This window comes from Paraburkholderia caballeronis (assembly GCF_900104845.1).
Lineage (GTDB): Bacteria > Pseudomonadota > Gammaproteobacteria > Burkholderiales > Burkholderiaceae > Paraburkholderia > Paraburkholderia caballeronis.
In genome coordinates this window covers 2,889,497-2,913,850 of sequence record NZ_FNSR01000001.1, presented here as the reverse complement: position 1 = coordinate 2,913,850, position 24,354 = coordinate 2,889,497, and the positions used below count along the sequence as shown (strand labels likewise).

Here is a 24,354-nt window from a genome sequence, read left to right as displayed (position 1 = left end):
GCAGACGTCGCCGCACGAGCCATCCGCATCATGATGGCAAAAAGCCCGGAGAAGGGCGGCCTGTCCAGACGGTATAGGACATAGGCCAAAAAAATCCCGCTCTGCGGCGGGACGGTACGACGGCGTCGTAGGAATCAATGAAAGTGCGGCTGCACCGGCTCGGCGTCCTCAGGCATTTCCGCATGCACGATTTCCCCTAGCGGATCGGCATACAGTGGGACGCCGCAGTCGTCGCAATACTCGGGCTCGAAGCGGCCCGCGTGACGGCGAATTTCGGTGACGCCGGTTTCCTTCAGCAGTGCGACGATCTCTTCGAGCGGGCCTTCGCTGGAATTTTCCTCCGGCGGTTCCTCGTCGATCTCCGCGTCGCCGTTCTCGCGGCCGTAGAGCGGCCAGACCACGCCATACAGCACGTCGTTGCTGCCGCGCCGCGTGAAGCCGATCCGGTATTCGTCGATGCGGCGCTCGCCGAATCCGGCGACGACCGCGCGCAGGTCCTGCGCGGCGCCGCCGATCGTGTCGAGCAGATAGCGCACCGCGGTGCGGATCGTGTGCGGACGCACGCGTTCGTCGGCGTCGCGGCATGCGGAGTAGTACGCGTCCGGCAGCAGGCATTCGAATTCGCAGCCGGGCATCACGAGCGCGAGGTTCGCGCCGCCCTGGTTCGCCCACTGTTCGAGGCACTGGCCGCGCTCGATGCGGGCGCCGTGCTCTTCTTCCTGCCAGCGGAATAGCGGCGCGCCGGTCGGGGCGGCGACGACCGCGAGCAGGAAGCGCGGGTCGGCGAGGATCGGCGACGTTTCGGGCAGCTCGCCGGTGCTGATCTTCGCGTTGCCGCCGCCCAGCGCGGCCTGGGCGAGCTGCTGCGCGAGCCGCCACGTTTCGACGTGATGACGCGGCAACTGGTCGATGCTGTACAGATACGGCGCCATCGCGACGTGCGTGCCGTTTGCGAGCACGTGGGCCTGCAGATGCGCGCGCAGCGCGTCGGCCGCGTCGGTCTTCAGCGGGCCGGAGGGGATCACGTAACGCGTCCATGCGAGCACCGGCGCGGCGACCAGCAGCGCCTCGTAGGGCTGACCCTGGTGCTCGAGGACGAACGACTCGCTATGCGTTTCGGCCATGTCGGCGAGTGCGCCGTAGGCATCCGGATGGTTCTGCTGCAAGTGGTCGAGCGCCGCGTCGAGCGTCGTCTGGTTGCCGTTGCGCACGATCCTGGCGAGAAGCGCGTCGAGCTTCGCCTCCCAGAAGCGGTCTTCGGTGCGGCTGCCCGAAGCGAACAGGGCGAGCGACAGACCGACCAGTTTGTCGGCGTCAGGGGGAAGGCGTTTGGCGATTCGCGAGCGCATAAATCCGGGAGTTGAGATTCGGTGAACTCGCTATTTTAGTCCGTTCCGGATGCAGCATCGCTTATGGACGCAAAGCGGCGCGGATAGGGGCCGTCCCTGCGCTAATGCACAAGCATGTGGTGCCGATGGGGCCGTTCAAAAACCGCTTGCACGAAGGGGCGGCGGTGTCTAGAATCGCGGTCTTTCGCATTTCCGCAAGGGGATGCGGGGAGACGGGAAGGCCTTATGTAGAGGCCTTTGCGGACGCAGGAGCGGTGAGCGTGACGGGTTGAGGGAAGTAAAAAAACCTGTTGACGGATAGCTGAACGGTCTGCATAATCTCGTTTCTCTGCTGCTGACGCAGCAACGCACGAAACGCCGGGTAGTGAGTGGTTTTCCGGGGTTGAGTGTGACGCGATCTTTAAAAATTTACAGCCGATAAGTGTGGGCGCTCGATGCGGACTGCGCGACATCCTCTCCTTCGGGAGGGGGTGCAGCAAAAGTATCAGCAGCAAGGCGCTCGCACGAAAGTAAAGGTGGGTTTCACGCCCGTTGAGAAACGGGGGTGGAATCTGTCAGCACTTTGAGTGAGCGACCGGCTCCGGTGAGAGATCACTGGAACCGAAAGACAGTAACAGGTTTGAACTGAAGAGTTTGATCCTGGCTCAGATTGAACGCTGGCGGCATGCCTTACACATGCAAGTCGAACGGCAGCGCGGGGGCAACCCTGGCGGCGAGTGGCGAACGGGTGAGTAATACATCGGAACGTGTCCATTAGTGGGGGATAGCCCGGCGAAAGCCGGATTAATACCGCATACGATCTGTGGATGAAAGCGGGGGACCGAAAGGCCTCGCGCTAACGGGGCGGCCGATGGCGGATTAGGTAGTTGGTGGGGTAAAGGCCTACCAAGCCGACGATCCGTAGCTGGTCTGAGAGGACGACCAGCCACACTGGGACTGAGACACGGCCCAGACTCCTACGGGAGGCAGCAGTGGGGAATTTTGGACAATGGGGGCAACCCTGATCCAGCAATGCCGCGTGTGTGAAGAAGGCCTTCGGGTTGTAAAGCACTTTTGTCCGGAAAGAAATCATCCCTGCTAATACCGGGGGTGGATGACGGTACCGGAAGAATAAGCACCGGCTAACTACGTGCCAGCAGCCGCGGTAATACGTAGGGTGCGAGCGTTAATCGGAATTACTGGGCGTAAAGCGTGCGCAGGCGGTGATGTAAGACCGATGTGAAATCCCCGGGCTTAACCTGGGAACTGCATTGGTGACTGCATCGCTGGAGTATGGCAGAGGGGGGTGGAATTCCACGTGTAGCAGTGAAATGCGTAGAGATGTGGAGGAACACCGATGGCGAAGGCAGCCCCCTGGGCCAATACTGACGCTCATGCACGAAAGCGTGGGGAGCAAACAGGATTAGATACCCTGGTAGTCCACGCCCTAAACGATGTCAACTGGTTGTTGGGGATTCATTTCCTTAGTAACGTAGCTAACGCGTGAAGTTGACCGCCTGGGGAGTACGGTCGCAAGATTAAAACTCAAAGGAATTGACGGGGACCCGCACAAGCGGTGGATGATGTGGATTAATTCGATGCAACGCGAAAAACCTTACCTACCCTTGACATGTACGGAACCCTGGTGAGAGCCGGGGGTGCCCGAAAGGGAGCCGTAACACAGGTGCTGCATGGCTGTCGTCAGCTCGTGTCGTGAGATGTTGGGTTAAGTCCCGCAACGAGCGCAACCCTTGTCCCTAGTTGCTACGCAAGAGCACTCCAGGGAGACTGCCGGTGACAAACCGGAGGAAGGTGGGGATGACGTCAAGTCCTCATGGCCCTTATGGGTAGGGCTTCACACGTCATACAATGGTCGGAACAGAGGGTCGCCAACCCGCGAGGGGGAGCCAATCCCAGAAAACCGATCGTAGTCCGGATCGCAGTCTGCAACTCGACTGCGTGAAGCTGGAATCGCTAGTAATCGCGGATCAGCATGCCGCGGTGAATACGTTCCCGGGTCTTGTACACACCGCCCGTCACACCATGGGAGTGGGTTTTGCCAGAAGTGGCTAGTCTAACCGCAAGGAGGACGGTCACCACGGCAGGATTCATGACTGGGGTGAAGTCGTAACAAGGTAGCCGTATCGGAAGGTGCGGCTGGATCACCTCCTTTCCAGAGCTATGCGCGGTTCACGTGTCAGAGCGCTCACACTTGTCGGCTGTAGAGAGAAGGACAGACCCGGGGGTCTGTAGCTCAGTCGGTTAGAGCACCGTCTTGATAAGGCGGGGGTCGCTGGTTCGAATCCAGCCAGACCCACCATCCTGGTCCGGAGGGTGCGAGCCACAGTCTCCCGCGTGTGTACGCAAGACACGGGGGGCATAGCTCAGCTGGGAGAGCACCTGCTTTGCAAGCAGGGGGTCGTCGGTTCGATCCCGTCTGCCTCCACCAAGGTCTGTCCATCAGTCATCAGTGCACAGTGTCCTGTTCAGGGCATTGCGCATTGGCGACTGAGCCAGTCAGCTGATTATCGGCTGTCGTTCTTTAACAATCAGGAAGAAGTAGTAAAGAGATTCATCGAAAGCACTTAGAGATGGGTGTGAGTAGAGAATCAGGGTTGTGATTGTATCGATGTATCTCAAGGCCGTCGCAAGACGGATTGGAATACGGCACAACGCTAAAACTCAACCTGTAGCGGAGCGGCTTCGAAAGAGGCCCACCCGTTATAGGGTCAAGCGAACAAGTGCATGTGGTGGATGCCTTGGCGATCACAGGCGATGAAGGACGCGGTAGCCTGCGAAAAGCTCCGGGGAGCTGGCAAACAAGCTTTGATCCGGAGATGTCCGAATGGGGAAACCCACTCCGAATGGAGTATCCATGGCTGAATACATAGGCCATGTGAAGCGAACGCGGCGAACTGAAACATCTAAGTAGCCGCAGGAACAGAAATCAACCGAGATTCCCAGAGTAGTGGCGAGCGAAATGGGATCAGCCTGCATTCTTTATCTGTACCGTTAGTCGAACGCTCTGGAAAGTGCGGCCATAGCAGGTGATAGCCCTGTAGACGAAAACGGCATGGAAGAACTAGGTATGCGACAAGTAGGGCGGGACACGTGAAATCCTGTCTGAAGATGGGGGGACCATCCTCCAAGGCTAAATACTCGTGATCGACCGATAGTGAACCAGTACCGTGAGGGAAAGGCGAAAAGAACCCCGGGAGGGGAGTGAAACAGATCCTGAAACCGCATGCATACAAACAGTCGGAGCCTCGCAAGGGGTGACGGCGTACCTTTTGTATAATGGGTCAGCGACTTACATTCAGTGGCGAGCTTAACCGTATAGGGCAGGCGTAGCGAAAGCGAGTCCGAACAGGGCGTCCAGTCGCTGGGTGTAGACCCGAAACCAGGTGATCTATCCATGGCCAGGCTGAAGGCACGGTAACACGTGCTGGAGGGCCGAACCCACTAACGTTGAAAAGTTAGGGGATGAGCTGTGGATAGGGGTGAAAGGCTAAACAAACCTGGAAATAGCTGGTTCTCTCCGAAAACTATTTAGGTAGTGCCTCGTGTATCACCTTCGGGGGTAGAGCACTGTCATGGTTGAAGGGTCCATTGCGGATTACTTCGCCATAGCAAACTCCGAATACCGAAGAGTGCAATCACGGGAGACAGACATCGGGTGCTAACGTCCGGTGTCAAGAGGGAAACAACCCAGACCGCCAGCTAAGGTCCCTAAAATTGGCTAAGTGGGAAACGAAGTGGGAAGGCAAAAACAGTCAGGAGGTTGGCTTAGAAGCAGCCACCCTTTAAAGAAAGCGTAATAGCTCACTGATCGAGTCGTCCTGCGCGGAAGATGTAACGGGGCTAAGCCAGTTACCGAAGCTGCGGATGCGTGCTTGCACGCATGGTAGGAGAGCGTTCCGTAAGCCTGCGAAGGTGCACTGGAAAGTGTGCTGGAGGTATCGGAAGTGCGAATGCTGACATGAGTAGCGATAAAGGGGGTGAAAGGCCCCCTCGCCGTAAGCCCAAGGTTTCCTACGCAACGTTCATCGGCGTAGGGTGAGTCGGCCCCTAAGGCGAGGCAGAAATGCGTAGCTGATGGGAAGCAGATTAATATTTCTGCACCATTGTGAAATGCGATGGGGGGACGGATCGCGGAAGGTTGTCCGGGTGTTGGAAGTCCCGGTCGCTGCATTGGAGAAGGTACCCTGGCAAATCCGGGTACGGAATTCAAGGGTGTGGCGCGAGCTCCTTCGGGAGCGAAGCAATCGGAAGGGGTTCCAGGAAAAGCCTCTAAGCTTCAGTTTCACAGTGACCGTACCGCAAACCGACACAGGTGGGCGAGATGAGTATTCTAAGGCGCTTGAGAGAACTCGGGAGAAGGAACTCGGCAAATTGGTACCGTAACTTCGGGATAAGGTACGCCCCTGTAGCTTGAGCGGCTCGCGCCGTGAGGGTGAAGGGGTTGCAATAAACTGGTGGCTGCGACTGTTTAATAAAAACACAGCACTCTGCAAACACGAAAGTGGACGTATAGGGTGTGACGCCTGCCCGGTGCCGGAAGATTAAATGATGGGGTGCAAGCTCTTGATTGAAGTCCCGGTAAACGGCGGCCGTAACTATAACGGTCCTAAGGTAGCGAAATTCCTTGTCGGGTAAGTTCCGACCTGCACGAATGGCGTAACGATGGCCACACTGTCTCCTCCCGAGACTCAGCGAAGTTGAAGTGTTTGTGATGATGCAATCTCCCCGCGGCTAGACGGAAAGACCCCATGAACCTTTACTGCAGCTTTGCATTGGACTTTGAACCGGTTTGTGTAGGATAGGTGGGAGGCTGTGAAGCGGCAACGCCAGTTGTCGTGGAGCCGTCCTTGAAATACCACCCTGATCTGTTTGAGGTTCTAACCTTGGTCCGTTATCCGGATCGGGGACAGTGCATGGCAGGCAGTTTGACTGGGGCGGTCTCCTCCCAAAGGGTAACGGAGGAGTACGAAGGTACGCTAGGTACGGTCGGAAATCGTGCTGATAGTGCAATGGCATAAGCGTGCTTGACTGCGAGACTGACAAGTCGAGCAGGTGCGAAAGCAGGTCATAGTGATCCGGTGGTTCTGTATGGAAGGGCCATCGCTCAACGGATAAAAGGTACTCTGGGGATAACAGGCTGATACCGCCCAAGAGTTCATATCGACGGCGGTGTTTGGCACCTCGATGTCGGCTCATCTCATCCTGGGGCTGTAGCCGGTCCCAAGGGTATGGCTGTTCGCCATTTAAAGAGGTACGTGAGCTGGGTTTAAAACGTCGTGAGACAGTTTGGTCCCTATCTGCCGTGGGCGCTGGAAGTTTGAGGGGGCCTGCTCCTAGTACGAGAGGACCGGAGTGGACGAACCTCTGGTGTACCGGTTGTCACGCCAGTGGCATCGCCGGGTAGCTATGTTCGGAAGAGATAACCGCTGAAAGCATCTAAGCGGGAAACTCGCCTCAAGATGAGACTTCCCCGGGGCTTCGAGCCCCTTGAAGGGTCGTTCAAGACCAGGACGTTGATAGGTCAGGTGTGGAAGCGCAGTAATGCGTTAAGCTAACTGATACTAATTGCCCGTAAGGCTTGATCCTATAACAGGTGTGTCGGTCATGGCCGGTGCCTCAGCACCCGGCCGGACCCATCCCCCAGCGGGATGCGCCGCAAGTTGAGAACGTGTTGTGCAGAACATCACAACCCCCACTCTTTACGCTTCTTCCAGATTGGCTGTGGCGCGACCCCAAACCGCGACGCAGCAACCCGTCATGCCTGATGACCATAGCGAGTCGGTCCCACCCCTTCCCATCCCGAACAGGACCGTGAAACGACTCCACGCCGATGATAGTGCGGATTGCCCGTGTGAAAGTAGGTAATCGTCAGGCTCCTCATGCTGTCCCCGATACCCCGGCCTCTCCACCCAACGGAGGGTCGGGGTTCGGCGTTTACGCACGAAAAAACCGACCTCACAGCCTTGTCTCAGACACAGCATCCCTGCTCGCGCAGAGGGGGCGGGCGAAAAAGCAAACACTCCGGCAGACAAACGACCGGGACCTGTAAAACAGGGATGTTCTGCGGTTCAGGTCCGAAGATCAATGCTTGCGTCGGATGCGCTCGAAGACGTGATGCTCGGCCAGCCAGTGATGCATCATTCCTTCGCCGCCATGTTCTCGCCGGTACTGTCGCGATTCGAACACCGATAGTCCGATCAGAACCAGTAGTCCGACGCCAAGGCCGGCCAGGCCCGCAATTGTTTCCGAATCCATGGCAGCCTCCTTCGGTTGCAGCCACGCTCCTATCTTAGGACACGCGAGAGGCGTGGACGCGAAATCGCCCGAAACTACTCAACGAGCCCGCTTGATGAAAAGAATGTTGTTTGCCGCCGCGATTGCGGCCTTGGTGAGCGGATGCGCCGCCGATTCCAGCGCGTCGCGCCATCATTCCCCGCCGCAGGATCCGCCCGACTATCACGGCGTGCCGACCGACGACCGCCCGCCGACGATGTTGGACGATCAGCCGTCTCGCTAATCGCGAAGCGCTTACTGCATACCTGCCGCCGGAACCCGGATCGCCGCCGCGATGCGCGGCAACAGCGGGGACAGCGCAAGTCCGCGCGATGCCATGAACACGAGTAGTGCAGCCCACAGCCCGTGATTCGCGAACGGCGCAACTAGCAGCCACGACGCGACCAGAAAGACGCCGAGCGACACGGCCATCGCCTGCATCAGTTCGCGCGTGCGCGTCGCGCCGATGAACACGCCGTCGAGCAGGAAGCCCCACACCGACACTACCGGCGACAGTGCGGCCCACGGCAGGAACGTTCGTGCCGCGGTACGAACGGGCTCCTGATCGGTGAGCCGGTCGATGATCCATGCTCCGCCGACCCAATAGACGATCGTAAAAGCGGCCGCCCCGATAACCGACCAGAACATCGTCACCCTGACCGCGTGCTGAAACGCATCGCGGTTGCGCGCGCCGATCGCCGCGCCGACCAGCGCCTCCGCTGCATGCGCGAAGCCGTCCAGTCCATATGCCATGAACGTCTGGAAGTTCAGCAGCAGCGCATTCGCGGCGAGGATCGCGTCGCCCTGCCGGGCGCCGAGATGGGCGAACCATCCGAACGAACCGAGCAGGCACATCGTGCGCAGGAAAATGTCCCGATTGATCGCGACCAACTGCTTCAGCGCAGCGGGATCGACAACCGTCGCCAATCGCAGAGGCGATAGTCCGCGCGGCCTCGCATACCACAGTACCCCCGCGCCGAACACGAAACCGAGCGTATCGGCGGTAGCGGTCGCCGCGCCGATGCCGGCGATGCCCCACCCGAACACATACACGTAGACGAGCACGGCAACGACGTTCACCGCGTTGACGAACACCTGCGTCGCCAATGCGATGCGGACCCTCTGCGTGCCGAGCAGATACCCGAGCACCACGTAGTTCGCGAGCGCGAACGGCGCCGAACCGATCCGCGCGGCGCTGTAAACACGGGCATTGCGCTGCACCTCGTCGCTGCCGCCGATCGCGGCGAGCGCATAGTGGATCAACGGCGTCTGCACGACGAGCACGACCGCGCCGATCGCGAACGCGAGCAGCAGCGCGCGGACCACGTTCGCGCGTAATGCGTTCGGGTCGGCGGCGCCGAACGCCTGCGCGACGAGCCCCGTCGTGCCCATTCGCAGGAAGCCGAAACCCCAGAACACGAAGTTGAAGAACAGGCCGCCCAACGCGACGCCGCCGAGGTCGGCGGCGCTATGCAGATGGCCGGCGACGGCTGTATCGACGGCGCCAAGAATCGGCTGGGTCAGGTTCGCGAGGACGATCGGAAACGCAAGCTGCAACACGCGTCGATGCCAGCCTGCCGGTGCGGTCGCGAGGCGCCTGCTCAACTACGTTCCTGCACGCAGATCCACGGCGACACGACGACCGCCCAAAGCTCCGGTTTGCGATTGGCGTAGCCGGCGGCCGTTTCGGCCGGCATGCGTTCCACCAGGCCGGACGCGAGCCAGCGTGTCACGAGATCCTTGTCGTCGCCGGCGATCGCTTCCGCGACGCTGACGAGATCGAGGTCGCGGGCGACGGACAGCAGCTTGCCCTGCGCAAAAAAACGTTCGAGATCCTGCCAGTCGATCTTCGCGGTCTCGCCAAGCAGTTTGGCGTAGAGCGCGCTGGGGTTCGCGTCGCTAGAAGTCATGGTCGTGGGGAATCGGTCAGCGGCCGATACTATAAACCATCGACCGGGCGTCAGCCGCGCGAACCGATGCCGTGCCGACATTGATAGCGATCTCGACAGTCGGGTTCAATAATATTAATACGTTTTAAATAACGGCTTTCCGGATAACGTCGGGATTAATGGCCGTCAAAATACGTCCGGCTGTCGCCGAGTATGGACGTAATAGGTGCGCTTCCCCACAAAACCGCGCGAGGAAAATCCTGTTGGTGCATCCTGTCCAGACAGATCCGGCACAAACCAGTGCGTCGTTTCACTGGTAGCATCACCGCTCCCCGGCTGGCCAGGGAGATCTCGCGATCGGCGGATCGTTGCCGCCAGCATCTAAAACTCTGCGCTGAGCGCTAAAACCGCATTAAATGCCGGTCAAAGCGTGTCCAATAGTAGAGTCCATTTGCGTATCCCGATTAATCCGTGCGCCGCGTCACATTTTGGCGCTAATTAAAAGATTGCACGCGGGTATCGGTATTGATAGATTTCGATTCGGCGCATGGTAAACCGGTCCTTTGCCGATATGCGCCGAACCCCCGTTAGCCCGGCTCACGCCGGGCTTTTTTTTCGTCCGTCGATCGGGCGTCGAATGTTTAACGCGCAGGAAGATCGCGCGCGGGATCGACCGAGCGTCCCTGGTAGCGCAACTCGAAATGCAGCATCACGCGATCGTTGTCCGTATCGCCCATCTCGGCGATCTTCTGCCCTTGTGACACCGCTTCGCCTTCCTTTACGAACAGCGCGCGATTGTGCGCATACGCGGTCAGGTAGTCCGCGTTGTGCTTGACGATCAGCAGGTTGCCGTAGCCGCGCAGGCCGTTGCCCGCATAGACGACGGTGCCGCCCGCCGCCGCGACGACCGGCGTCCCCGCGGCGTTCACGATGTCGATGCCCTTCGAATTGCGTCCGTCGAAATTGCGGACCACCTGGCCTTTCGTCGGCCATATGAGCGAAATCGACGTCGCCGGAGCGCCGCCCGGCGCGGGCGTATCCGCGACCGCCGGTTCGCGCGCGCTGGACGGCGGCGCGCTGCCGCGCGGCGCCGGGCGGGGCGTCGCGGTCGCGCTGACTGTCCCTGCCGGCGGCGCGACGCGCAGCACCTGACCGACTTCGATCGCGTCGGGGTTCGACAGATTGTTCCAGCGGACGATGCTCTGCACCGACTGCCGGTTGCTGCGCGCGATCTTGCTGAGCGTGTCGCCGCGTTCGACGCGATAGTAGCCGGGGCCGACCGGCGCCGATCCGCACGCCGCGAGCAACGCGATGAGCGCCGCACACGCGAGCCGCCCGATTCCCCGTCCGATTGTTTTTGCCAACTTGAACCTCGCAGTACGCTACCGGCCGCCGGTCCGGTAATTCGCTCCGGGACGGCGGCACAGGAAAACGTCTGATTTTAGCCGTTCTGCGTTGCAGCAAACGCTTGCCCGGTTGTGCATGTGCGACAGCGCAACCCGGCGCGCGCGCCGAAGGCTTGTCGAGCGGTCCCGATCGGCACCGGTGGCGCGCGGCATGTCGCACCGCGCGCGTCGATGCGCCCCGCGGTCAGCCGGTTGCCAGTCCGGCAGTCAGTCCGTCGATCCGACGGCGATGCGCAATATCGCGCTTTCGGTCGCGCCCGGCGCGAGCCAGCGCAGACCGAGGCCGTTGTGGATCGCGTCCGGCAGCCCGAGCCACGGCTCGACGCAGTGGAAGTCGGATTCCGGCTTCTCGGTCCACGTCGTCACCGCGTACCAGGGCACCGAGCCCGGCCGATCGAGGTCGATCGTGATGACGCGCTTCAGCGCCGGCGTGACCATCCGCACCGGCTCGGCGGGCGGCGTCCGTTCGAGGCAATGAAAGCGGTCGTAGATGCGCGGGTCGTCGAGCGCGTAGTGCGGCTCGCCCGGCTCCGGATCGCTGATCCTGCCGTCCGGCAGCTGATGCCGGCGCACGGTCGGCGGCAGTGCCACCGTCGTCTCGCCGCGCAGCGCGTGAGGCAGCGCGAAGTAGAAGTGATGGCCCGCATACCACGGCAGCGCGACCGTGCCGGTGTTCGTCGTGGTCAGCTCGACTTCGAGCGTGCGCTCCTCGACGAGCCGGTACATCGCGTCGAAACGGAAATTGAACGGATAACTCGCCTGCGTCTGCGGCGTATCGACGAGCGTCATCCGCACGCCACGGCCGTCGTCGTCGACCTTCGCCTCGAACGGCAGGTCGCGTGCGAAGCCGTGCATCGGCATGTCGCGGATCACGCCCTCCGCGTCGCGCCAGCGGCCGAGTTCACCGTCGACGCGATGACGCGCGAGAAACGGAAACAGCAGCGGATTGCCGCCGCGCACGCGTCCCGGCTCGTCCCAGTTCGCGTGCTCCGGCCAGTAGATGACCGCGTCGCCGTCGACGTGCCACGACATCAGCCGGCCGCCGGCCCACGGAGCGAGGCGCAGCGTCGAAGGGCCGAACGAGAGATCGAGGAGGTCCTGCTGGGGAAGTGAATCCATGGCGTCGTGCACGAGAGAGTCAGTAGGGCGCCGGCGTCCGCGCGTCGCGCCGCGGCGAGCGAAAGACGGACAGCGCAGCAGGCGGATTGTGCGCTGCTTTCCGATGCGTGAAAACCCTTCGTCGGGAAAGCGCGAGTGTTGGCCGGCGCACAGAACGGCGGATAATTCGCGCATCGTCTGCCGCGATCCGCGGACGGCGTCGTTCCGCACGGGAGGCATCATGGATCTGGCAATGGCGATGGGACTGACGCTTTTCGGCCTGTTCGTCGGCAGCAGCGCCTACTTCTTTCATCGCGTGAAGCGTTAGGTTCTCCGCGCTCACCGCGTCCCGGCAGTCTCCCTTCCCGAATCCTGTCTATCCGCCGCGCATCGTCCGATGCGCGGGCGGCGGTCGTGCTCGCGGACTTCGCGCCGTTTCCCCGTTCCATGCCACTTTGTTGCGGCACGGTAATTTTTTTGACAAAACCGCTTCGGCGCTTGGCGCTGCAAATCGGCCCAGGCATAATCGGTGCGCTTCGACGCTCCGCCCCGCGGCGGTCCGGCGCCATGTCCACCCATTACGAGGATTCCGCGTGAGTCTCTGGTTCCTGCTTTTTCTGAGCGTGCTGCAAGGCGTCACCGAACTGTTTCCGGTCAGCAGCCTTGGTCACACGCTGCTCGTTCCGGCGCTGTTCGGCATGCACATCGACAAGCATGCGCCGCAGCTGCTGCCGTTCCTCGTCGCGCTGCATCTCGGTACGGCGGTCGCGCTGCTGTGGTACTTCCGCGAACGCTGGGTTGCGCTGATCCGCGGCTTCTTCGCGTCGCTCGGCGGCCGCCGCAACGACGAAGGCCACATGATGTGGGCGCTGATCATCGGCACGATTCCGGCCGGGATCGTCGGCCTCGTGCTCGAAAAGCGGCTCGAAGCGCTTTTTCACGACCTGCGCATCGTTGCGTTCGCGCTGATCGTGAACGGCGTATTGCTGTGGTTCGGCGACCGGCTGCAACGCTCGCGCGCGCATCGCGCGCCCGAGAAGCTCACGTTCCGGCAGGCGTTTTTCGTCGGCCTCGCGCAGATCGGCGCGCTGATCCCCGGCTTTTCGCGCAGCGGCCTGACGATGATCGCGGGCAACGCGGCCGGGCTGACCGCGGAAAAGGCCGCGGAGTTTTCGTTCCTGCTCGGCACGCCGATCATCTTCGCGGCCGGCGTGCTCGAACTGCCGAAGCTGTTCCATGCGCGCGACCAGTTGACGACGGCGCTCGTCGGCGGGGTGCTGACCGGCATCGCCGCGTGGCTCAGCGTGCGGTTCCTGATGCGTTATTTCGAAGGGCGCGGACGGCTTGCGTCGTTCGGCGTGTACTGCGTGATCGCGGGCGCGCTGTGCCTCGGCTGGTTCATGCTGCACCAGCCGCCGGCGGCTTAAGCGGTCCGGCCGATCGCGGTATAATCCAGCGCCCGTTGCGGTGCGCTTTTGCGCGCCGCCCGGCGGGGCGCGCGTCGCGATGGCGCGCGTATGCATCGCGCGGCAGTAGCTCAGCTGGATAGAGCATCGGCCTTCTAAGCCGAGGGGCGGGGGTTCGAGTCCCTCCTGCCGCGCCAATGAATTCAAGCAATTAGCCCGGTTTTGCCAGCCGGGCTTTTTGCTATCAGACGCGCGTGTAACCCCCGTGTAACCCGATTTCGTCAATCCCCCTGGAAATCTCACTTTTTCTTTGCTGGAGCAGGTTTAGATTTTTTTGCTTGACTCAGATCGGAACCTGCAACGGACTTCTGTGCCGGCGTGCTCTTCTTGTTTGACAGCTGCTTGCTTGCCAGTGACGCATCCTTTTTACCCGTAGCCATTGCCACCTCCGGTTATAGTTGTGCTGCTGAATTAATGTAGAAGGAATCGCAGCCAATCAACGAGTAGCGTTTACCCGCGATCGATACGACACCAACGCTTCGGACGCGGTTGAATTTTTTGGAAGGCTGCTGCAGGATTTTCTTTCCGAAAAACAAGCTCCCGGGGGCGACAAAAATGAAGTGTCCGCATTGCTTGGTGGAGATCCACGCTGGATTTTCGTCTGATTGCCTGAATACGTATGGCATTGCGGGCGGCGGTACGCGGCACGAGCAAATTGGCGGTCGGTATTGGACTGCGGCTTACATGACATGCCCATCGTGCAAAGAGGCAATCGTTTTTCTCGATGCGAGTAAGGGCTCAAAGCCGGAAATCCTTCCATTCATGGCCTATCCCGCCTCGACTGGCCGGCCGCCAGCGCCGGCAGAAGTGCCGTCGCATGTCGCTGAAGACTATTAAGAAGCAAGCGCCACGATTCAAGCTAGCTCGAAGGCCTCAGCGGCGCTTAGTCGCCGGTGTCTTCAGACGATCCTGCGCGAGCACGGGTACACGCAATACAACCTAGCCGAGGCGATTCAAGCGGTGATCGATTCCGGGAAGTTGCCCACCGGCGTCGCTGAGAACATTGATGCTATTCGCAATATCGGAAATTTCGCGGCGCATCCAATGAAGGATACGAGTACCGGTCAGATCTTGCCGGTCGAGCCAGAAGAGGCGGAGTGGAACCTCGACGTACTGGAAGAGCTTTTTGACTTCTTCTATGTTCAGCCAGAGAAGGCGCGTCAGCGGCGCGCAGCTCTCGACGCAAAGCTCGCGGCGGCCGGCAAGCCGCCGATGAAGTGATACCAGCTTAGCCGCTACCGTGCCTCGATTTGATTCGACGAGCTTTCGCCTCATCGTCGAAGCCGCGGCGGCTCGGCGCGATGCTCCATGTTAAAGGCTGTTGCAGCGCTCGTTAATCAAACGGAATTCAAAGATCCAGCAAAGCCATGCTGGATAAGGGTTTCAGCGTTTGATTTCCTATTTGATTTCCGGGAGGCGTCTATCGGACGATTTTTTGTCTGCGTGAGGGAACGGTCGGTTTTCCGTCTTGCGAAACGCCAGAGATTCGATGCCCCCACCCGACGCATGCCGCTGCAGGCCGCTCGCGGCACGTTTGATTCGAGGCGGCATCACGAACCGCGACTGCTCACAGCGGCTGTATTCCAGTCGCGCGTTCGCGCGCTTCGGGTTCGAGTCCCTCCTGCCGCGCCAGTTCCTGCATCGTCGGACGGCTGGCATTCGCCCACCTGCACGACGTTCGTGGTCACCATGCCCTGCTGCGCAGCCAGCGTTTTAGCCTGGTAACCAGCCCGGCGTCCCGATGGTGTTGCTCCGTTTCCGCCTTTCGGCAGATAAAAAATTTCTCGCCGCGAAGCAGTCCAAATTCCACCACGCTGGCTCCGTCCGCTGTTACTTCTTCAAAAACGAAGCCCGCCTCCGACAACCGATCCCTGAAATCACGGCCGTAGTATCGAACGTGATCGGCCTGCCCGAAGTGGAGGTCGCGCTGCGCGTCTGTCGTTACCGCATCGTTCTCGTAGGTCTGTTCCCATCCTTCGATGAGCGGCACGGACGCGATGAGTACGCCGTGGTTCATGAGTATCCGGTGAATCTCCGCGAGCGCCAATCGGTCGTCGACGTGTTCGAGCACGTGATTGCAGATCACTGTCCCGACGCTTTCGCTCTCGACGTCGATGGCTTCGATATCGAGCTTGAGGTCGGCTACGCCGTATAGATCCGCCGTTCTGTAAGCGCCTGGCATGGAGCCGGATTTCTTCCTGAATTCACGCTCAAGAATGGCCTCGGGCGCGAAATGCAAAACCGGCGCGAGCAGCTTGTCGTCGTTTTTCGCGTACCACAACCAGAACAGCCGGTGCCTCTCCATCGACCCGCACGCCGGGCAAAGGGCATCGATTCTCGGCGGACGGCCGCAATTCCCGAAATAGCCGCGGAACCCGCAGATCGAACACGTTCGTTCGGCAAACGGCTTCACCCGCTCAAGCAGATTTGCCAGTTCGTCGGTCAGGGGCGCCGCGTTATCCTCCATCCCGTCTCTCCAAAGAAAGCCGCCATTCGGCCGAGCCACAAGCCGGCCTTGCGAAAGGTAGGGGACGCCAGCGATGCCGGCAACGCGCAGGGCCATACTATAGGGTAGTCGAGTCGCAGCCGATCGACAGGCGCCTCACTGCGATTCCCGTCAGGCGCGCGTCCAAAGCAAAAGCAAAAAAGGCAGCCCGAAGGCTGCCCTCAAAACGGCACCCCCCCCAAGGCGCACCGCGAACCTGCTACCTCACCCTCAAAGCGCAATATCCAGCGCGTTAGTCAGATCGCCCATCGGCTGCGCGCCGTTGGCCTTCAGCTTCTCGTCGCGGTTCGTCAGACCCGGCAGCATCGGCAGCGAGAAGCGGCGGGTGATCAGGCGCAGGATCGACGTCGTGTCGTACTGCGTGTGATCGACGAAACCCTTCTTCGCGAGCGGCGACACCACCAGCGCCGGAATCCGCGAGCCCGGACCCCAGCGGTCGCCCTTCGGCGGCGACACGTGATCCCAGAAGCCGCCGTTCTCGTCGTACGTGACGACCACGACCATGTTCTTCCACTGCGGGCTCTTCTCCAGGTGCGAGATCACCTCCGCGATGTGCTGGTCGCCCGACTCGACGTCGGTGTAACCCGCGTGCTCGTTCAGGTTGCCCTGCGGCTTGTAGAACGCGACCTGCGGCAGCGTGCCCGCGTCGATCGCCTTGATGAACTCCGAACCGTCCATGCCGCCGTCGAGCAGGTGCTTCGCGCGCGCTTCCGTGCCCGGCGCGAGATCCGCGAAGTAGTTGAACGGCTGGTGGTGCGTCTGGAAGTTCGGCACGGTCAGGTTGCCCGCCGTCACCGAAGTCCACTGACCGCTCTGGCGCGCCGCGACCGCCGCGCCCCATGCGCCGCCGTACCATGCCCACGACACGTTCGCCTTGTCCAGCAGGTCGCCGATGTGGGTCGCCGTCTGCGGCGGCAGCGTCGTGCCGGCGGCCGGGTTCGGATCGGCCAGCGCCGTATCGCCGCCGTCCGCCGGCGCGTTGCCGCTCGGCTGGTACGGCGGCTGCATCGTGTTCACCGCGTACAGGTCAGGCGTCAGGTTGCCCGAGTTCTTGAACAGCGGCTTGCCGTCCATCGCCGAAGCCGGCGAGGTCGGGTCGAGCGTCAGCGACGTGCCGTCGTTCTCGACCGCCGACACGGAGGTCTTCGCGTTCATGTTGAGCGCGTTCGGGAACGTCGGCGTGCACGCGCAGACCAGCCACTGGTGGTTCAGGAACGAGCCGCCGAACGCGCCCATGAAGAAGTTGTCGGCGAGCGTGTACTTCTGCGCGACCTTCCACAGCGGCAGCGTGTCGGCGTTCGTGATGTAGTTGCCCATCACGAGACCACCCGAATCGGCCCATGCGACGAACATGTCGTTCTTGCCGCCGTCGATCTGCATCTGGTTCTCGTAGAAGCGGTGATACAGGTCGCGCGTCGCGATGTTGAGCGGCACGTTCAGGCCGGCGGGATCGTTGATCGAGAACGGCTGGTTCGGCATGTTGGCCGTCTGCGCCTCGGTCACGGTCACGCTCTGCTTCGGCTGCGTGAGGCCACCCCAGGCGACCGGCAGCGTCGCGAGCGGCTGACCGCTGCGGTCGAGCTGCAGCTTGCTCGCGGCGGTTGCGTTCTGCAGGCCGTTCGCACCCGGGAACGTGCCGTACAGATTGTCGAAGCTGCGGTTTTCCGCATAGATCACGACGATGTTCTTGATCGTCGAGATGCTGGGGCGAGGGTTGTCGTCGTTGCCGCCGCAACCGGACAGCGCCAGCGCCGCGGCCGCGACGGCGATCGGCGTCGCGTGGATCAGTTTTTTCTTCATCGGTCTCATCTCTCTCTTTCGCTGTGGGAAACCCGCCGCCTTACAGGTGACTGGCGGAGCGAAGTTTCGCTGCGCAATTTGACAGGACTGTGTAATAAATTACGTTGCGCTTAAGAAGTCAGATAAAACGTCGGGAAGTTGAATATTTATTGGAAGGTTATTCGTCATTGAGTTGACACACTTGCGTCATAACCTCAGCCCGTTCTCAAAACATCGAAAGCGCAAAATCATGACGGTGCGGGGTGACGCAAGAAAGGCGATGGGACTGGCGGCGCTATGCGCGGCGCTGGTGCTGATGGGCTGTGACGGCCGCAGTGACGGGGTTTTGCCGGCGGCGCAGGCAGCGCCGGCGTCGGCCGCGGGTGTTGCGCCAGATCCGCAACACGGGCTCGCGCAGCCGCCGACGCAGGTCGGCGGCCAGAGCCGCGCGGAAGTGTTCGAGGCCGTGCGTCACATGACGGCGCTCGGCAAGCAGATGTTCGTCGACCCGTCGCTGTCAGGATCGGGAAAGCTGTCGTGTGCTTCCTGTCATAGTCCGGGCAACGCGTTTACGCCGGCGAATGCGCTGTCCGTGCAGCTCGGCGGCGGCGACCTGCATCGCCAGGGGCTGCGTGCGGTGCCGACGCTGATGTATCTGCGTTCCGTGCCGCAGTTCACGCTGCACTATCACGACTCCGACGACGACGGCGACGAAAGCGTCGATGCCGGCCCGACCGGCGGCCTCACGTGGGACGGCCGCGTGAACCGCGCGTCGGATCAGGCGCGCATCCCGATCCTGTCGTCGTTCGAGATGGGCAGCACGCCGGGCAAGGTCGCGGCGGCCGTGCGCGCGGCGCCGTATGCGGACGAGTTCCGCAAGACGTTCGGCAGCGCGGTATTCGACAACGACGACGCGACCTTCAAGGCCGTGCTGCAGTCGCTCGAAGCGTTCGAGCAGACGCCGCAGGTGTTCGAGCCGTACACGAGCAAGTACGACGCATGGCTCGACGGCAAGGCGAAACTCACCGACGCGGAACTGCACGGTCTGCAGCTTTTCAACGACGAGACGAAGGGCAACTGCGCGAGCTGCCACATCAGTCAGCCGACGAAGACCGGCGCGCCGCCGCAGTTCAGCGATTTCGGGCTGATCGCGATCGGCGTGCCGCGCAATCACGCGATCGCCGCGAACCGTGATCCGAAGTTCTTCGACCTCGGCGTGTGCGGTCCCGAGCGCACCGACCGCAAGGAGGACGAATACTGCGGGCTGTTCCGCACGCCGACGCTGCGCAACGTCGCGCTGAAGAAGTCGTTCTTCCACAACGGCATCTATCACTCGCTCGACGACGTGCTGCGCTTCTATGCGCGGCGCGACACGAACCCGTCGGAGTTCTATCCGGTGGTCGGCGGCAAGGTGCGCAAGTTCGACGACCTGCCGCGCCGCTACTGGGCGAACCTGAACACCGATCCGCCGTTCGACCGCAAGCCCGGCGACGCGCCGGTGTTCAGCGATGCGGAGATCAAGGACGTGCTCGCGTTCCTCAACACGCTGACCGACGGCTGGCAACCGGCCGCGCATTGACGGACCTCGACGCGGCGTGAAGCAGGGCCGGCCCTCGTTATGCCGACGGCCGGCCCTGTCGTTTTCCGGCGGTCCGCGCGGCAAAAGCCGCCGGCGGGCATCGTGCTATTCTCAGCGACGACTCAGCGTTGACCCGACATCCCGCGACGGAGAATGCCCGATGCAGACGATGCGAACCCGAGCCGCGCTCCATGTGACGGCTGCCGTGCGGCGGTCCGCGAGCGCGAGTGCCGCGCAGGCGGTGAATCTCTCCTTTCTGCGCGACACCCCGGTCGCGGCGATGCAGCGGCAGGACCATGACGCGCTGCCGAAGGTGCTGCGCGGCGCGCTGGACCGGAAGGCGGACGGCGAAGCGGCGCAGTGGTCGAGCGAAGGGCGGCGTCGCGGGAGGCGCGTCGACGCGACGGTCACGCCGGATCACACCACGCACGACGGCAACCGCACTGGCCGCGACACGACCGTCGTGCAGAGCGCCCGCGGACAGTCGATGACGCTGCGTCCGCGTTTCTGCAGCGAAGGCAGCGGCGAACGGGTCTTCCAGAGGACGCATTGAACGCGGAAGCTGAACCGGGAGGCGGCGGGAGCGCGCGGATGGTGAAGGACAAGATCGTGTCGTGCGGCATCGTGCTGCTCGATTCCGAAGGCCGCGTATTGCTCGCGCATGCGACCGGCACGAATCACTGGGACATCCCGAAGGGGCAGGGCGAGGACGGCGAGACCGAAATCCAGGCCGCGCTGCGCGAGATGGTCGAGGAGACCGGGCTGCTGCTCAGTGAATCGCGGCTCGTCGATCTCGGCCGCTTCGTGTACCGGCGCGACAAGGATCTGTACCTGTTCGCCGCGCGCGCGGCCGGCGACGAACTGGACCTGTCGCGCTGCACGTGCACGTCGTTGTTCCCGCGCCATGGCGACGGCGTGATGATTCCCGAGATGGACGCGTACCGCTGGACGTTGCCCGTCGAAGTGGATCAGTACGCGAGCCGCAGCCTTGCGCGGCTGTTCCAGACGACGCTGTCGCTCGCGGACCTGCATCGCCGGCTCTGAATGCAGAAACGCCCGCGTGTATGGCACGCGGGCGTTTTCATTCTGGCGGCGAAGCGGCGAGGCGCTTATTTACCCCAACTGTCGCGCAGGCCGACGATCCGGTTGAACACCGGCTTGCCCGGCTTCGAATCGACGCGATCCGCGACGAAGTAGCCGTGCCGTTCGAACTGATAGCGGTCTTCCGCCGCCGCGTCGCGCGCGCCCGGTTCCAGATACGCCTGCACGATGCGCTTCGAATCCGGATTCAGCGCCTCAAGGTAGTTGCGGCCGCCGGCATCCGGCTGCGGTTCGCGGAACAGGCGGTCGTACAGCCGCACTTCGGCCGGGCACGCAGTCGCCGCGCTGACCCAGTGGATGTTGCCCTTCACCTTGTAGTTGTTCGCGCCGTCGGTGCCCGACTTGCTGTCCGGATAGTAGTTGCAGTGGACCGCGATCACGTTGCCGTTCTCGTCCTTGTCCGCGCCGGTGCACTCGATCACATAGCCATAGCGCAGCCGCACCTTGTTGCCCGGGAACAGCCGGAAAAAGCCCTTCGGCGGCGTCTCGGTGAAATCGTCGCGCTCGATCCACAGTTCGCGCGAGATCGGGAACGTGCGCAGGCCGCGTTCCGGATGATGCGGATGGACCGGCGCGCTGCATTCCTCCGTGTGGCCTTCCGGGAAGTTGTCGATGACGAGCTTCAGCGGATCGAGCACCGCGGCCGTGCGCGGCGCCTTGTCGTCGAGGTCGTCGCGCAGCGCGCCTTCGAACACGCTCATGTCGATCCACGAATCGACCTTCGTCACGCCGATGCGCTCGCAGAACAACTGGATGCCTTCCGCCGTGAAGCCGCGGCGGCGCAGGCCGACGATGGTCGGCATCCGCGGATCGTCCCAGCCGTCGACGTGGCCTTCGGTCACCAGTTGCAGCAGCTTGCGCTTGCTGGTGATCGCGTACGTGAGGTTCAGCCGCGAAAACTCGATCTGCTGCGGCAGTGGCCGCGTGAACACGCCGGCGTCCGCGAGTTCGTTCAGCACCCAGTCGTACAGCGGGCGATGGTCCTCGAACTCCAGCGTGCACAGCGAGTGGGTGATGTTTTCGAGCGCGTCCGAGATGCAGTGCGTGTAGTCGTACATCGGGTACACGCACCACGTATCGCCGGTCCGGTAGTGATGCGCGAAGCGGATCCGGTAGATCACCGGGTCGCGCATGTTGATGTTCGGCGAACCCATGTCGATCTTCGCGCGCAGCACGTGCGCGCCTTCATCGAACTCGCCCGCCTTCATCCGGCGGAACAGGTCGAGGTTCTCTTCCGGCGAACGGTCGCGATACGGCGACGGCTTGCCCGGCTCGGTCAGCGAGCCTCGGTTCGCGCGCATCTCGTCGGCGGTCTGGCTGTCGACATACGCCTTGCCGCGCTGGATCAGCAGTTCCGCGAACGCGTACAGCTTGTCGTAGTAGTCGCTCGCGTAGAACAGATAGTCGCGGTCGTCCTTCTTCCACTCGAAGCCGAGCCACTTCACCGCGTCGATGATCGACTCGACGTATTCGACGCTTTCCTTCTCCGGGTTCGTGTCGTCGAAGCGCAGGTGGCACACGCCGCCATAACTCTTCGCGATGCCGAAGTTCAGGCAGATGCTCTTCGCGTGGCCGATGTGCAGATAACCGTTCGGCTCCGGCGGGAAGCGCGTTTCGACGCGCGAACCCCACTTGCCGGAGCGGTTGTCGTCGTCGATGATGTTGCGGATGAAATTGGATGCCGCGGGCGCGTCGTTGCGTTCGGTATTCATGCGAAAAGGGGAAAATCGTTCGCGGGCGCGCTGCGCGCCCGACAGATGGGGTCCATTCTACCTGACGCGATCCGCCCGGGCAGCCCTCGCGCGGCGTGGGGCAACGCACCGCGGCATCTGTGGGACCTCCGCGGGCAAGACGACATGAAGGAAGCGAAGCGATGAACGAACGCAGCGTGCTGGTGGTGCCGGGGTATCTCGATTCGGGCGAAGGCCATTGGCAGACGCGCTGGGAAGCGTTGCACGCGGACTTTCGCCGCGTGCGGATGCCGGACTGGCTTCACCCGGACCGCGACGCGTGGTGCCGCGCGCTCGACGCGGCGGTCGCGGCTGCGAACGGCCGCGTGCTGCTGGCCGCGCACAGCCTCGGATGCCTGACGATCGCCTGCTGGGCGTTGCGCGACGGCGCTCGCGAGCAGATCGCGAAGGTGGACGGCGCGCTGCTGGTCGCGGTGCCGGACCCGGACGGTCCGCAGTTCCCGGCGACTGCGACTGGTTACGGCGCGGTGCCGCTGGACACGCTGCCGTTCGCGAGCATCGTCGTCGCGAGCAGCGACGATCCGTATGGCGGGGTCGCGTTCGCGCAGCGTTGCGCGAGCGCATGGGGCAGCGGCTGGGAGAACCTCGGCGCGCGCGGCCACATCAATGCGGACAGCGGCTTGGGCGACTGGCCGCAGGGGCTGGCGTGGCTCGCTTCGTTGGGGCGGGGCGACCGGTCAGGAACGGGCGGCTGAGTTTTATCAGGCCGCGCGCGGCGATATCGCCGGCAGGCGTTGTGGCTCGGCGTTAGATCGCGGGTGGGAGAGCCAACCACGAACCGGCGGTCAACCCGCCGGTTCGTGAGCACGGACAAGGTTCGATCAGATCGCGCGCCGCTCGCGCAGTTCCGCGATCTGCGCGTCGCTGAAGCCGAGCACGTCGCGCAGCACCGCGTCGGTGTGCTCGCCGAGCGTCGGCGGATGGCTTTCGACGCGCGGCGGCGTCTCCGTCATCCGGATCGGGTTGCGCACGAGCTTCACCGTCGCGCCGGACGGATGCGGCAGATCCACCTGCATCCCGCGCGCGACCACCTGCTCGTTGTCGAACACCTCGGCCAGATCGTTGATCGGCCCGCACGGCACGCCGGCCGCTTCGAGCGCGCCGATCCAGTCGGCCTTCGTGCGCGTCCTGACCATCTCCGCGAGGATCGGCACCAGCGTATCGCGATGGCGCACGCGTTCCGGATTGGTCGCGAAGCGTACGTCGTCCGCGAGGTCGGGCCGGCCGCCCGCGTCGACGAACTTGCGGAACTGCCCGTCGTTGCCGACCGCGACGATGATCCAGCTGTCGCTCGTCTGGAACGTCTGGTACGGCACGATGTTCGGATGCGCGTTGCCCCAGCGGACCGGCGGCTTGCCGCTCGCGAGGTAGTTCGAGTTCATGTTCGCGAGCATCGCGACCTGCACGTCGAGCAGCGCCATGTCGATGTACTGGCCGACGCCGGTGCGGTCGCGATGCGCGAGCGCGGTCAGCACCGCGATCGTCGAGTACATGCCGGTCATCAGGTCCGCGATCGCGACGCCGGCCTTCTGCGGGCCGCCGCCCGGCAGCGCGTCGCGCTCGCCGGTGATGCTCATGAAGCCGCCGATCCCCTGCACGATGAAGTCGTAACCCGCGCGCGACGCATACGGCCCGGTCTGCCCGAAACCGGTCACCGAGCAGTAGACGAGGTCGGGTTTCACTTCGCGCAGCGACTCGTAGTCGAGCCCGTACTTCTTCAACTGGCCGGCCTTGTAGTTTTCCAGCACGACGTCGCTTTTCGCCGCCAGTTCGCGGACGATCCGCTGGCCTTCGGGCGTCGCGATGTCGACGGTCACCGAGCGCTTGTTGCGGTTCGCCGCGAGGTAATACGCGGCCTCGCGCGTGTCCTCGCCGTCCGGCGTCTTCAGATACGGAGGCCCCCAGTGGCGGGTGTCGTCGCCAGCGTCCGGGCGCTCGATCTTGATCACGTCCGCGCCGAAGTCGGCGAGGGTCTGCGCGCACCACGGACCCGCGAGCACGCGGGTCAGGTCGAGTACGCGGATGTGGCTAAGTGCGCCCATGGCGGTTGTTCCGTGTCGCTTCGCATCGTTGTCGGGTCGCCGGCGCAGCCGCTATGGGCCGGCCGGTCGCCCATCTTACGCGATCCGCGCGCGGCATCGCAATTTACGGTACAAG

General features: G+C 62.7%; 18 protein-coding genes, 3 tRNA genes, 3 rRNA genes and 1 pseudogene. 14 read left to right on the top strand and 11 right to left on the bottom strand.

Translation table 11 applies throughout. The features are described 5' to 3' along the window. Positions 1–134: 134 nt before the first annotated feature. The gene (locus tag BLV92_RS12975) at positions 135–1,349 is read right to left on the bottom strand and encodes a DUF2863 family protein (RefSeq protein ID WP_090545477.1); all 1,215 of its coding nucleotides are present in this window, start codon (positions 1,347–1,349) and stop codon (positions 135–137) included. A gap of 621 nt (positions 1,350–1,970) precedes the next feature. On the opposite strand from BLV92_RS12975, the gene BLV92_RS12970 reads away from it, so the two are divergent. The 5 genes from BLV92_RS12970 to rrf all read left to right on the top strand — a co-directional run bounded on the left by BLV92_RS12970 (position 1,971) and on the right by rrf (position 7,223). Beyond that, positions 1,971–3,501, top strand: a 16S ribosomal RNA gene (locus tag BLV92_RS12970). A gap of 70 nt (positions 3,502–3,571) precedes the next feature. Beyond that, positions 3,572–3,648, top strand: a tRNA-Ile gene (locus BLV92_RS12965). Positions 3,649–3,701: 53 nt separating this feature from the next. Beyond that, a tRNA-Ala gene (locus BLV92_RS12960) sits at positions 3,702–3,777 on the top strand. Positions 3,778–4,055: 278 nt separating this feature from the next. Then, positions 4,056–6,935 (top strand): 23S ribosomal RNA (locus BLV92_RS12955). Between the two features lie 174 nt (positions 6,936–7,109). Beyond that, positions 7,110–7,223, top strand: a 5S ribosomal RNA gene (rrf, locus tag BLV92_RS12950). Together the 16S, 23S and 5S rRNA genes with 2 tRNA genes alongside form the textbook arrangement of a ribosomal RNA operon. A gap of 207 nt (positions 7,224–7,430) precedes the next feature. Here the strand turns inward: rrf and BLV92_RS32065 are convergent. After that, positions 7,431–7,604 carry a hypothetical protein gene (locus BLV92_RS32065; protein ID WP_166677006.1) on the bottom strand — a complete coding sequence of 58 codons (174 nt, stop codon included), beginning with the start codon at positions 7,602–7,604 and terminating at the stop codon, positions 7,431–7,433. A gap of 94 nt (positions 7,605–7,698) precedes the next feature. On the opposite strand from BLV92_RS32065, the gene BLV92_RS32060 reads away from it, so the two are divergent. Next, positions 7,699–7,866, top strand: coding sequence for a membrane lipoprotein lipid attachment site-containing protein (locus BLV92_RS32060; RefSeq protein ID WP_090545475.1), 168 nt, complete (start codon positions 7,699–7,701; stop codon positions 7,864–7,866). Positions 7,867–7,877: 11 nt separating this feature from the next. Here BLV92_RS32060 and BLV92_RS12940 read toward each other — a convergent pair whose 3' ends face one another. The 4 genes from BLV92_RS12940 to BLV92_RS12925 form a co-directional block, all read right to left on the bottom strand. Then, positions 7,878–9,227 carry an MATE family efflux transporter gene (locus tag BLV92_RS12940; RefSeq protein WP_090545473.1) on the bottom strand — a complete coding sequence of 450 codons (1,350 nt, stop codon included), beginning with the start codon at positions 9,225–9,227 and terminating at the stop codon, positions 7,878–7,880. After that, positions 9,224–9,532, bottom strand: coding sequence for a DUF2288 domain-containing protein (locus tag BLV92_RS12935; protein ID WP_090545471.1), 309 nt, complete (start codon positions 9,530–9,532; stop codon positions 9,224–9,226). The genes BLV92_RS12940 and BLV92_RS12935 overlap by 4 nt, the downstream gene beginning before the upstream one ends. A gap of 620 nt (positions 9,533–10,152) precedes the next feature. Beyond that, complete coding sequence (locus tag BLV92_RS12930; RefSeq protein ID WP_090545469.1) at positions 10,153–10,875, bottom strand: peptidoglycan DD-metalloendopeptidase family protein; 723 nt, start codon at positions 10,873–10,875, stop codon at positions 10,153–10,155. Positions 10,876–11,124: 249 nt separating this feature from the next. Beyond that, a complete protein-coding gene (locus tag BLV92_RS12925) occupies positions 11,125–12,036 on the bottom strand; it encodes an aldose epimerase family protein (protein WP_090545468.1) in 912 nt (303 codons plus the stop codon). Between the two features lie 103 nt (positions 12,037–12,139). On the opposite strand from BLV92_RS12925, the gene BLV92_RS31550 reads away from it, so the two are divergent. The 3 genes from BLV92_RS31550 to BLV92_RS12915 all read left to right on the top strand — a co-directional run bounded on the left by BLV92_RS31550 (position 12,140) and on the right by BLV92_RS12915 (position 13,618). After that, positions 12,140–12,343 (top strand): hypothetical protein, encoded by a 204-nt coding sequence (locus tag BLV92_RS31550; RefSeq protein ID WP_134046949.1) that lies wholly within the window; start codon positions 12,140–12,142, stop codon positions 12,341–12,343. A gap of 265 nt (positions 12,344–12,608) precedes the next feature. Then, the gene (locus BLV92_RS12920; RefSeq protein WP_090545466.1) at positions 12,609–13,442 is read left to right on the top strand and encodes an undecaprenyl-diphosphate phosphatase; all 834 of its coding nucleotides are present in this window, start codon (positions 12,609–12,611) and stop codon (positions 13,440–13,442) included. A gap of 99 nt (positions 13,443–13,541) precedes the next feature. Beyond that, a tRNA-Arg gene (locus tag BLV92_RS12915) sits at positions 13,542–13,618 on the top strand. A 102-nt stretch (positions 13,619–13,720) separates the two neighbouring features. On the opposite strand, the gene BLV92_RS32055 is transcribed toward BLV92_RS12915, so the two are convergent. Further along, positions 13,721–13,861 carry a hypothetical protein gene (locus BLV92_RS32055; protein WP_167627054.1) on the bottom strand — a complete coding sequence of 47 codons (141 nt, stop codon included), beginning with the start codon at positions 13,859–13,861 and terminating at the stop codon, positions 13,721–13,723. Positions 13,862–14,330: 469 nt separating this feature from the next. Here BLV92_RS32055 and BLV92_RS12910 point away from each other — a divergent pair. Continuing rightward, positions 14,331–14,702: pseudogene (locus BLV92_RS12910) on the top strand (DUF4145 domain-containing protein); the annotation flags it as partial. 463 nt (positions 14,703–15,165) lie between these two features. Here the strand turns inward: BLV92_RS12910 and BLV92_RS12905 are convergent. Together BLV92_RS12905 and BLV92_RS12900 are read right to left on the bottom strand one after the other, a co-directional pair. Further along, positions 15,166–15,948 (bottom strand): methyltransferase domain-containing protein, encoded by a 783-nt coding sequence (locus tag BLV92_RS12905; protein ID WP_167627052.1) that lies wholly within the window; start codon positions 15,946–15,948, stop codon positions 15,166–15,168. 249 nt (positions 15,949–16,197) lie between these two features. Further along, on the bottom strand, positions 16,198–17,787 hold the full coding sequence (locus BLV92_RS12900; protein WP_090545462.1) for an acid phosphatase: 1,590 nt from the start codon (positions 17,785–17,787) through the stop codon (positions 16,198–16,200). A gap of 229 nt (positions 17,788–18,016) precedes the next feature. Here BLV92_RS12900 and BLV92_RS12895 point away from each other — a divergent pair, with 229 nt between their 5' ends. From BLV92_RS12895 to BLV92_RS12885, 3 genes are all read left to right on the top strand, one after another. Next, positions 18,017–19,345 (top strand): cytochrome-c peroxidase, encoded by a 1,329-nt coding sequence (locus BLV92_RS12895; RefSeq protein WP_090545460.1) that lies wholly within the window; start codon positions 18,017–18,019, stop codon positions 19,343–19,345. A 241-nt stretch (positions 19,346–19,586) separates the two neighbouring features. Next, on the top strand, positions 19,587–19,898 hold the full coding sequence (locus BLV92_RS12890) for a hypothetical protein (RefSeq protein ID WP_244283791.1): 312 nt from the start codon (positions 19,587–19,589) through the stop codon (positions 19,896–19,898). Between the two features lie 38 nt (positions 19,899–19,936). Beyond that, complete coding sequence (locus BLV92_RS12885) at positions 19,937–20,389, top strand: NUDIX domain-containing protein (RefSeq protein ID WP_090545457.1); 453 nt, start codon at positions 19,937–19,939, stop codon at positions 20,387–20,389. A gap of 65 nt (positions 20,390–20,454) precedes the next feature. On the opposite strand, the gene BLV92_RS12880 is transcribed toward BLV92_RS12885, so the two are convergent. Beyond that, the gene (locus tag BLV92_RS12880; RefSeq protein ID WP_090545455.1) at positions 20,455–22,158 is read right to left on the bottom strand and encodes a glutamine--tRNA ligase/YqeY domain fusion protein; all 1,704 of its coding nucleotides are present in this window, start codon (positions 22,156–22,158) and stop codon (positions 20,455–20,457) included. Positions 22,159–22,319: 161 nt separating this feature from the next. Here BLV92_RS12880 and BLV92_RS12875 point away from each other — a divergent pair, with 161 nt between their 5' ends. Next, positions 22,320–22,892: an RBBP9/YdeN family alpha/beta hydrolase gene (locus tag BLV92_RS12875; protein ID WP_090545453.1), complete on the top strand. Its 573-nt coding sequence runs from the start codon at positions 22,320–22,322 to the stop codon at positions 22,890–22,892. Positions 22,893–23,018: 126 nt separating this feature from the next. On the opposite strand, the gene BLV92_RS12870 is transcribed toward BLV92_RS12875, so the two are convergent. Continuing rightward, positions 23,019–24,239 carry a CaiB/BaiF CoA transferase family protein gene (locus BLV92_RS12870; protein ID WP_090545451.1) on the bottom strand — a complete coding sequence of 407 codons (1,221 nt, stop codon included), beginning with the start codon at positions 24,237–24,239 and terminating at the stop codon, positions 23,019–23,021. Positions 24,240–24,354: the final 115 nt, after the last annotated feature.

Excerpts from the sequence above, each read along its gene's own strand:
- BLV92_RS12975 (WP_090545477.1), bottom strand. The coding sequence starts at position 1,349 with ATGCGCTCGCGAATCGCCAAACGCCTTCCCCCTGACGCCGACAAACTG.
- BLV92_RS32065 (WP_166677006.1), bottom strand. The coding sequence starts at position 7,604 with ATGGATTCGGAAACAATTGCGGGCCTGGCCGGCCTTGGCGTCGGACTA.
- BLV92_RS32060 (WP_090545475.1), top strand. The coding sequence starts at position 7,699 with ATGAAAAGAATGTTGTTTGCCGCCGCGATTGCGGCCTTGGTGAGCGGA.
- BLV92_RS12935 (WP_090545471.1), bottom strand. The coding sequence starts at position 9,532 with ATGACTTCTAGCGACGCGAACCCCAGCGCGCTCTACGCCAAACTGCTT.
- BLV92_RS12925 (WP_090545468.1), bottom strand. The coding sequence starts at position 12,036 with ATGGATTCACTTCCCCAGCAGGACCTCCTCGATCTCTCGTTCGGCCCT.
- BLV92_RS31550 (WP_134046949.1), top strand. The coding sequence starts at position 12,140 with ATGCGTGAAAACCCTTCGTCGGGAAAGCGCGAGTGTTGGCCGGCGCAC.
- BLV92_RS32055 (WP_167627054.1), bottom strand. The coding sequence starts at position 13,861 with ATGGCTACGGGTAAAAAGGATGCGTCACTGGCAAGCAAGCAGCTGTCA.
- BLV92_RS12905 (WP_167627052.1), bottom strand. The coding sequence starts at position 15,948 with ATGGAGGATAACGCGGCGCCCCTGACCGACGAACTGGCAAATCTGCTT.
- BLV92_RS12900 (WP_090545462.1), bottom strand. The coding sequence starts at position 17,787 with ATGAAGAAAAAACTGATCCACGCGACGCCGATCGCCGTCGCGGCCGCG.
- BLV92_RS12895 (WP_090545460.1), top strand. The coding sequence starts at position 18,017 with ATGACGGTGCGGGGTGACGCAAGAAAGGCGATGGGACTGGCGGCGCTA.
- BLV92_RS12885 (WP_090545457.1), top strand. The coding sequence starts at position 19,937 with ATGGTGAAGGACAAGATCGTGTCGTGCGGCATCGTGCTGCTCGATTCC.
- BLV92_RS12880 (WP_090545455.1), bottom strand. The coding sequence starts at position 22,158 with ATGAATACCGAACGCAACGACGCGCCCGCGGCATCCAATTTCATCCGC.
- BLV92_RS12875 (WP_090545453.1), top strand. The coding sequence starts at position 22,320 with ATGAACGAACGCAGCGTGCTGGTGGTGCCGGGGTATCTCGATTCGGGC.
- BLV92_RS12870 (WP_090545451.1), bottom strand. The coding sequence starts at position 24,239 with ATGGGCGCACTTAGCCACATCCGCGTACTCGACCTGACCCGCGTGCTC.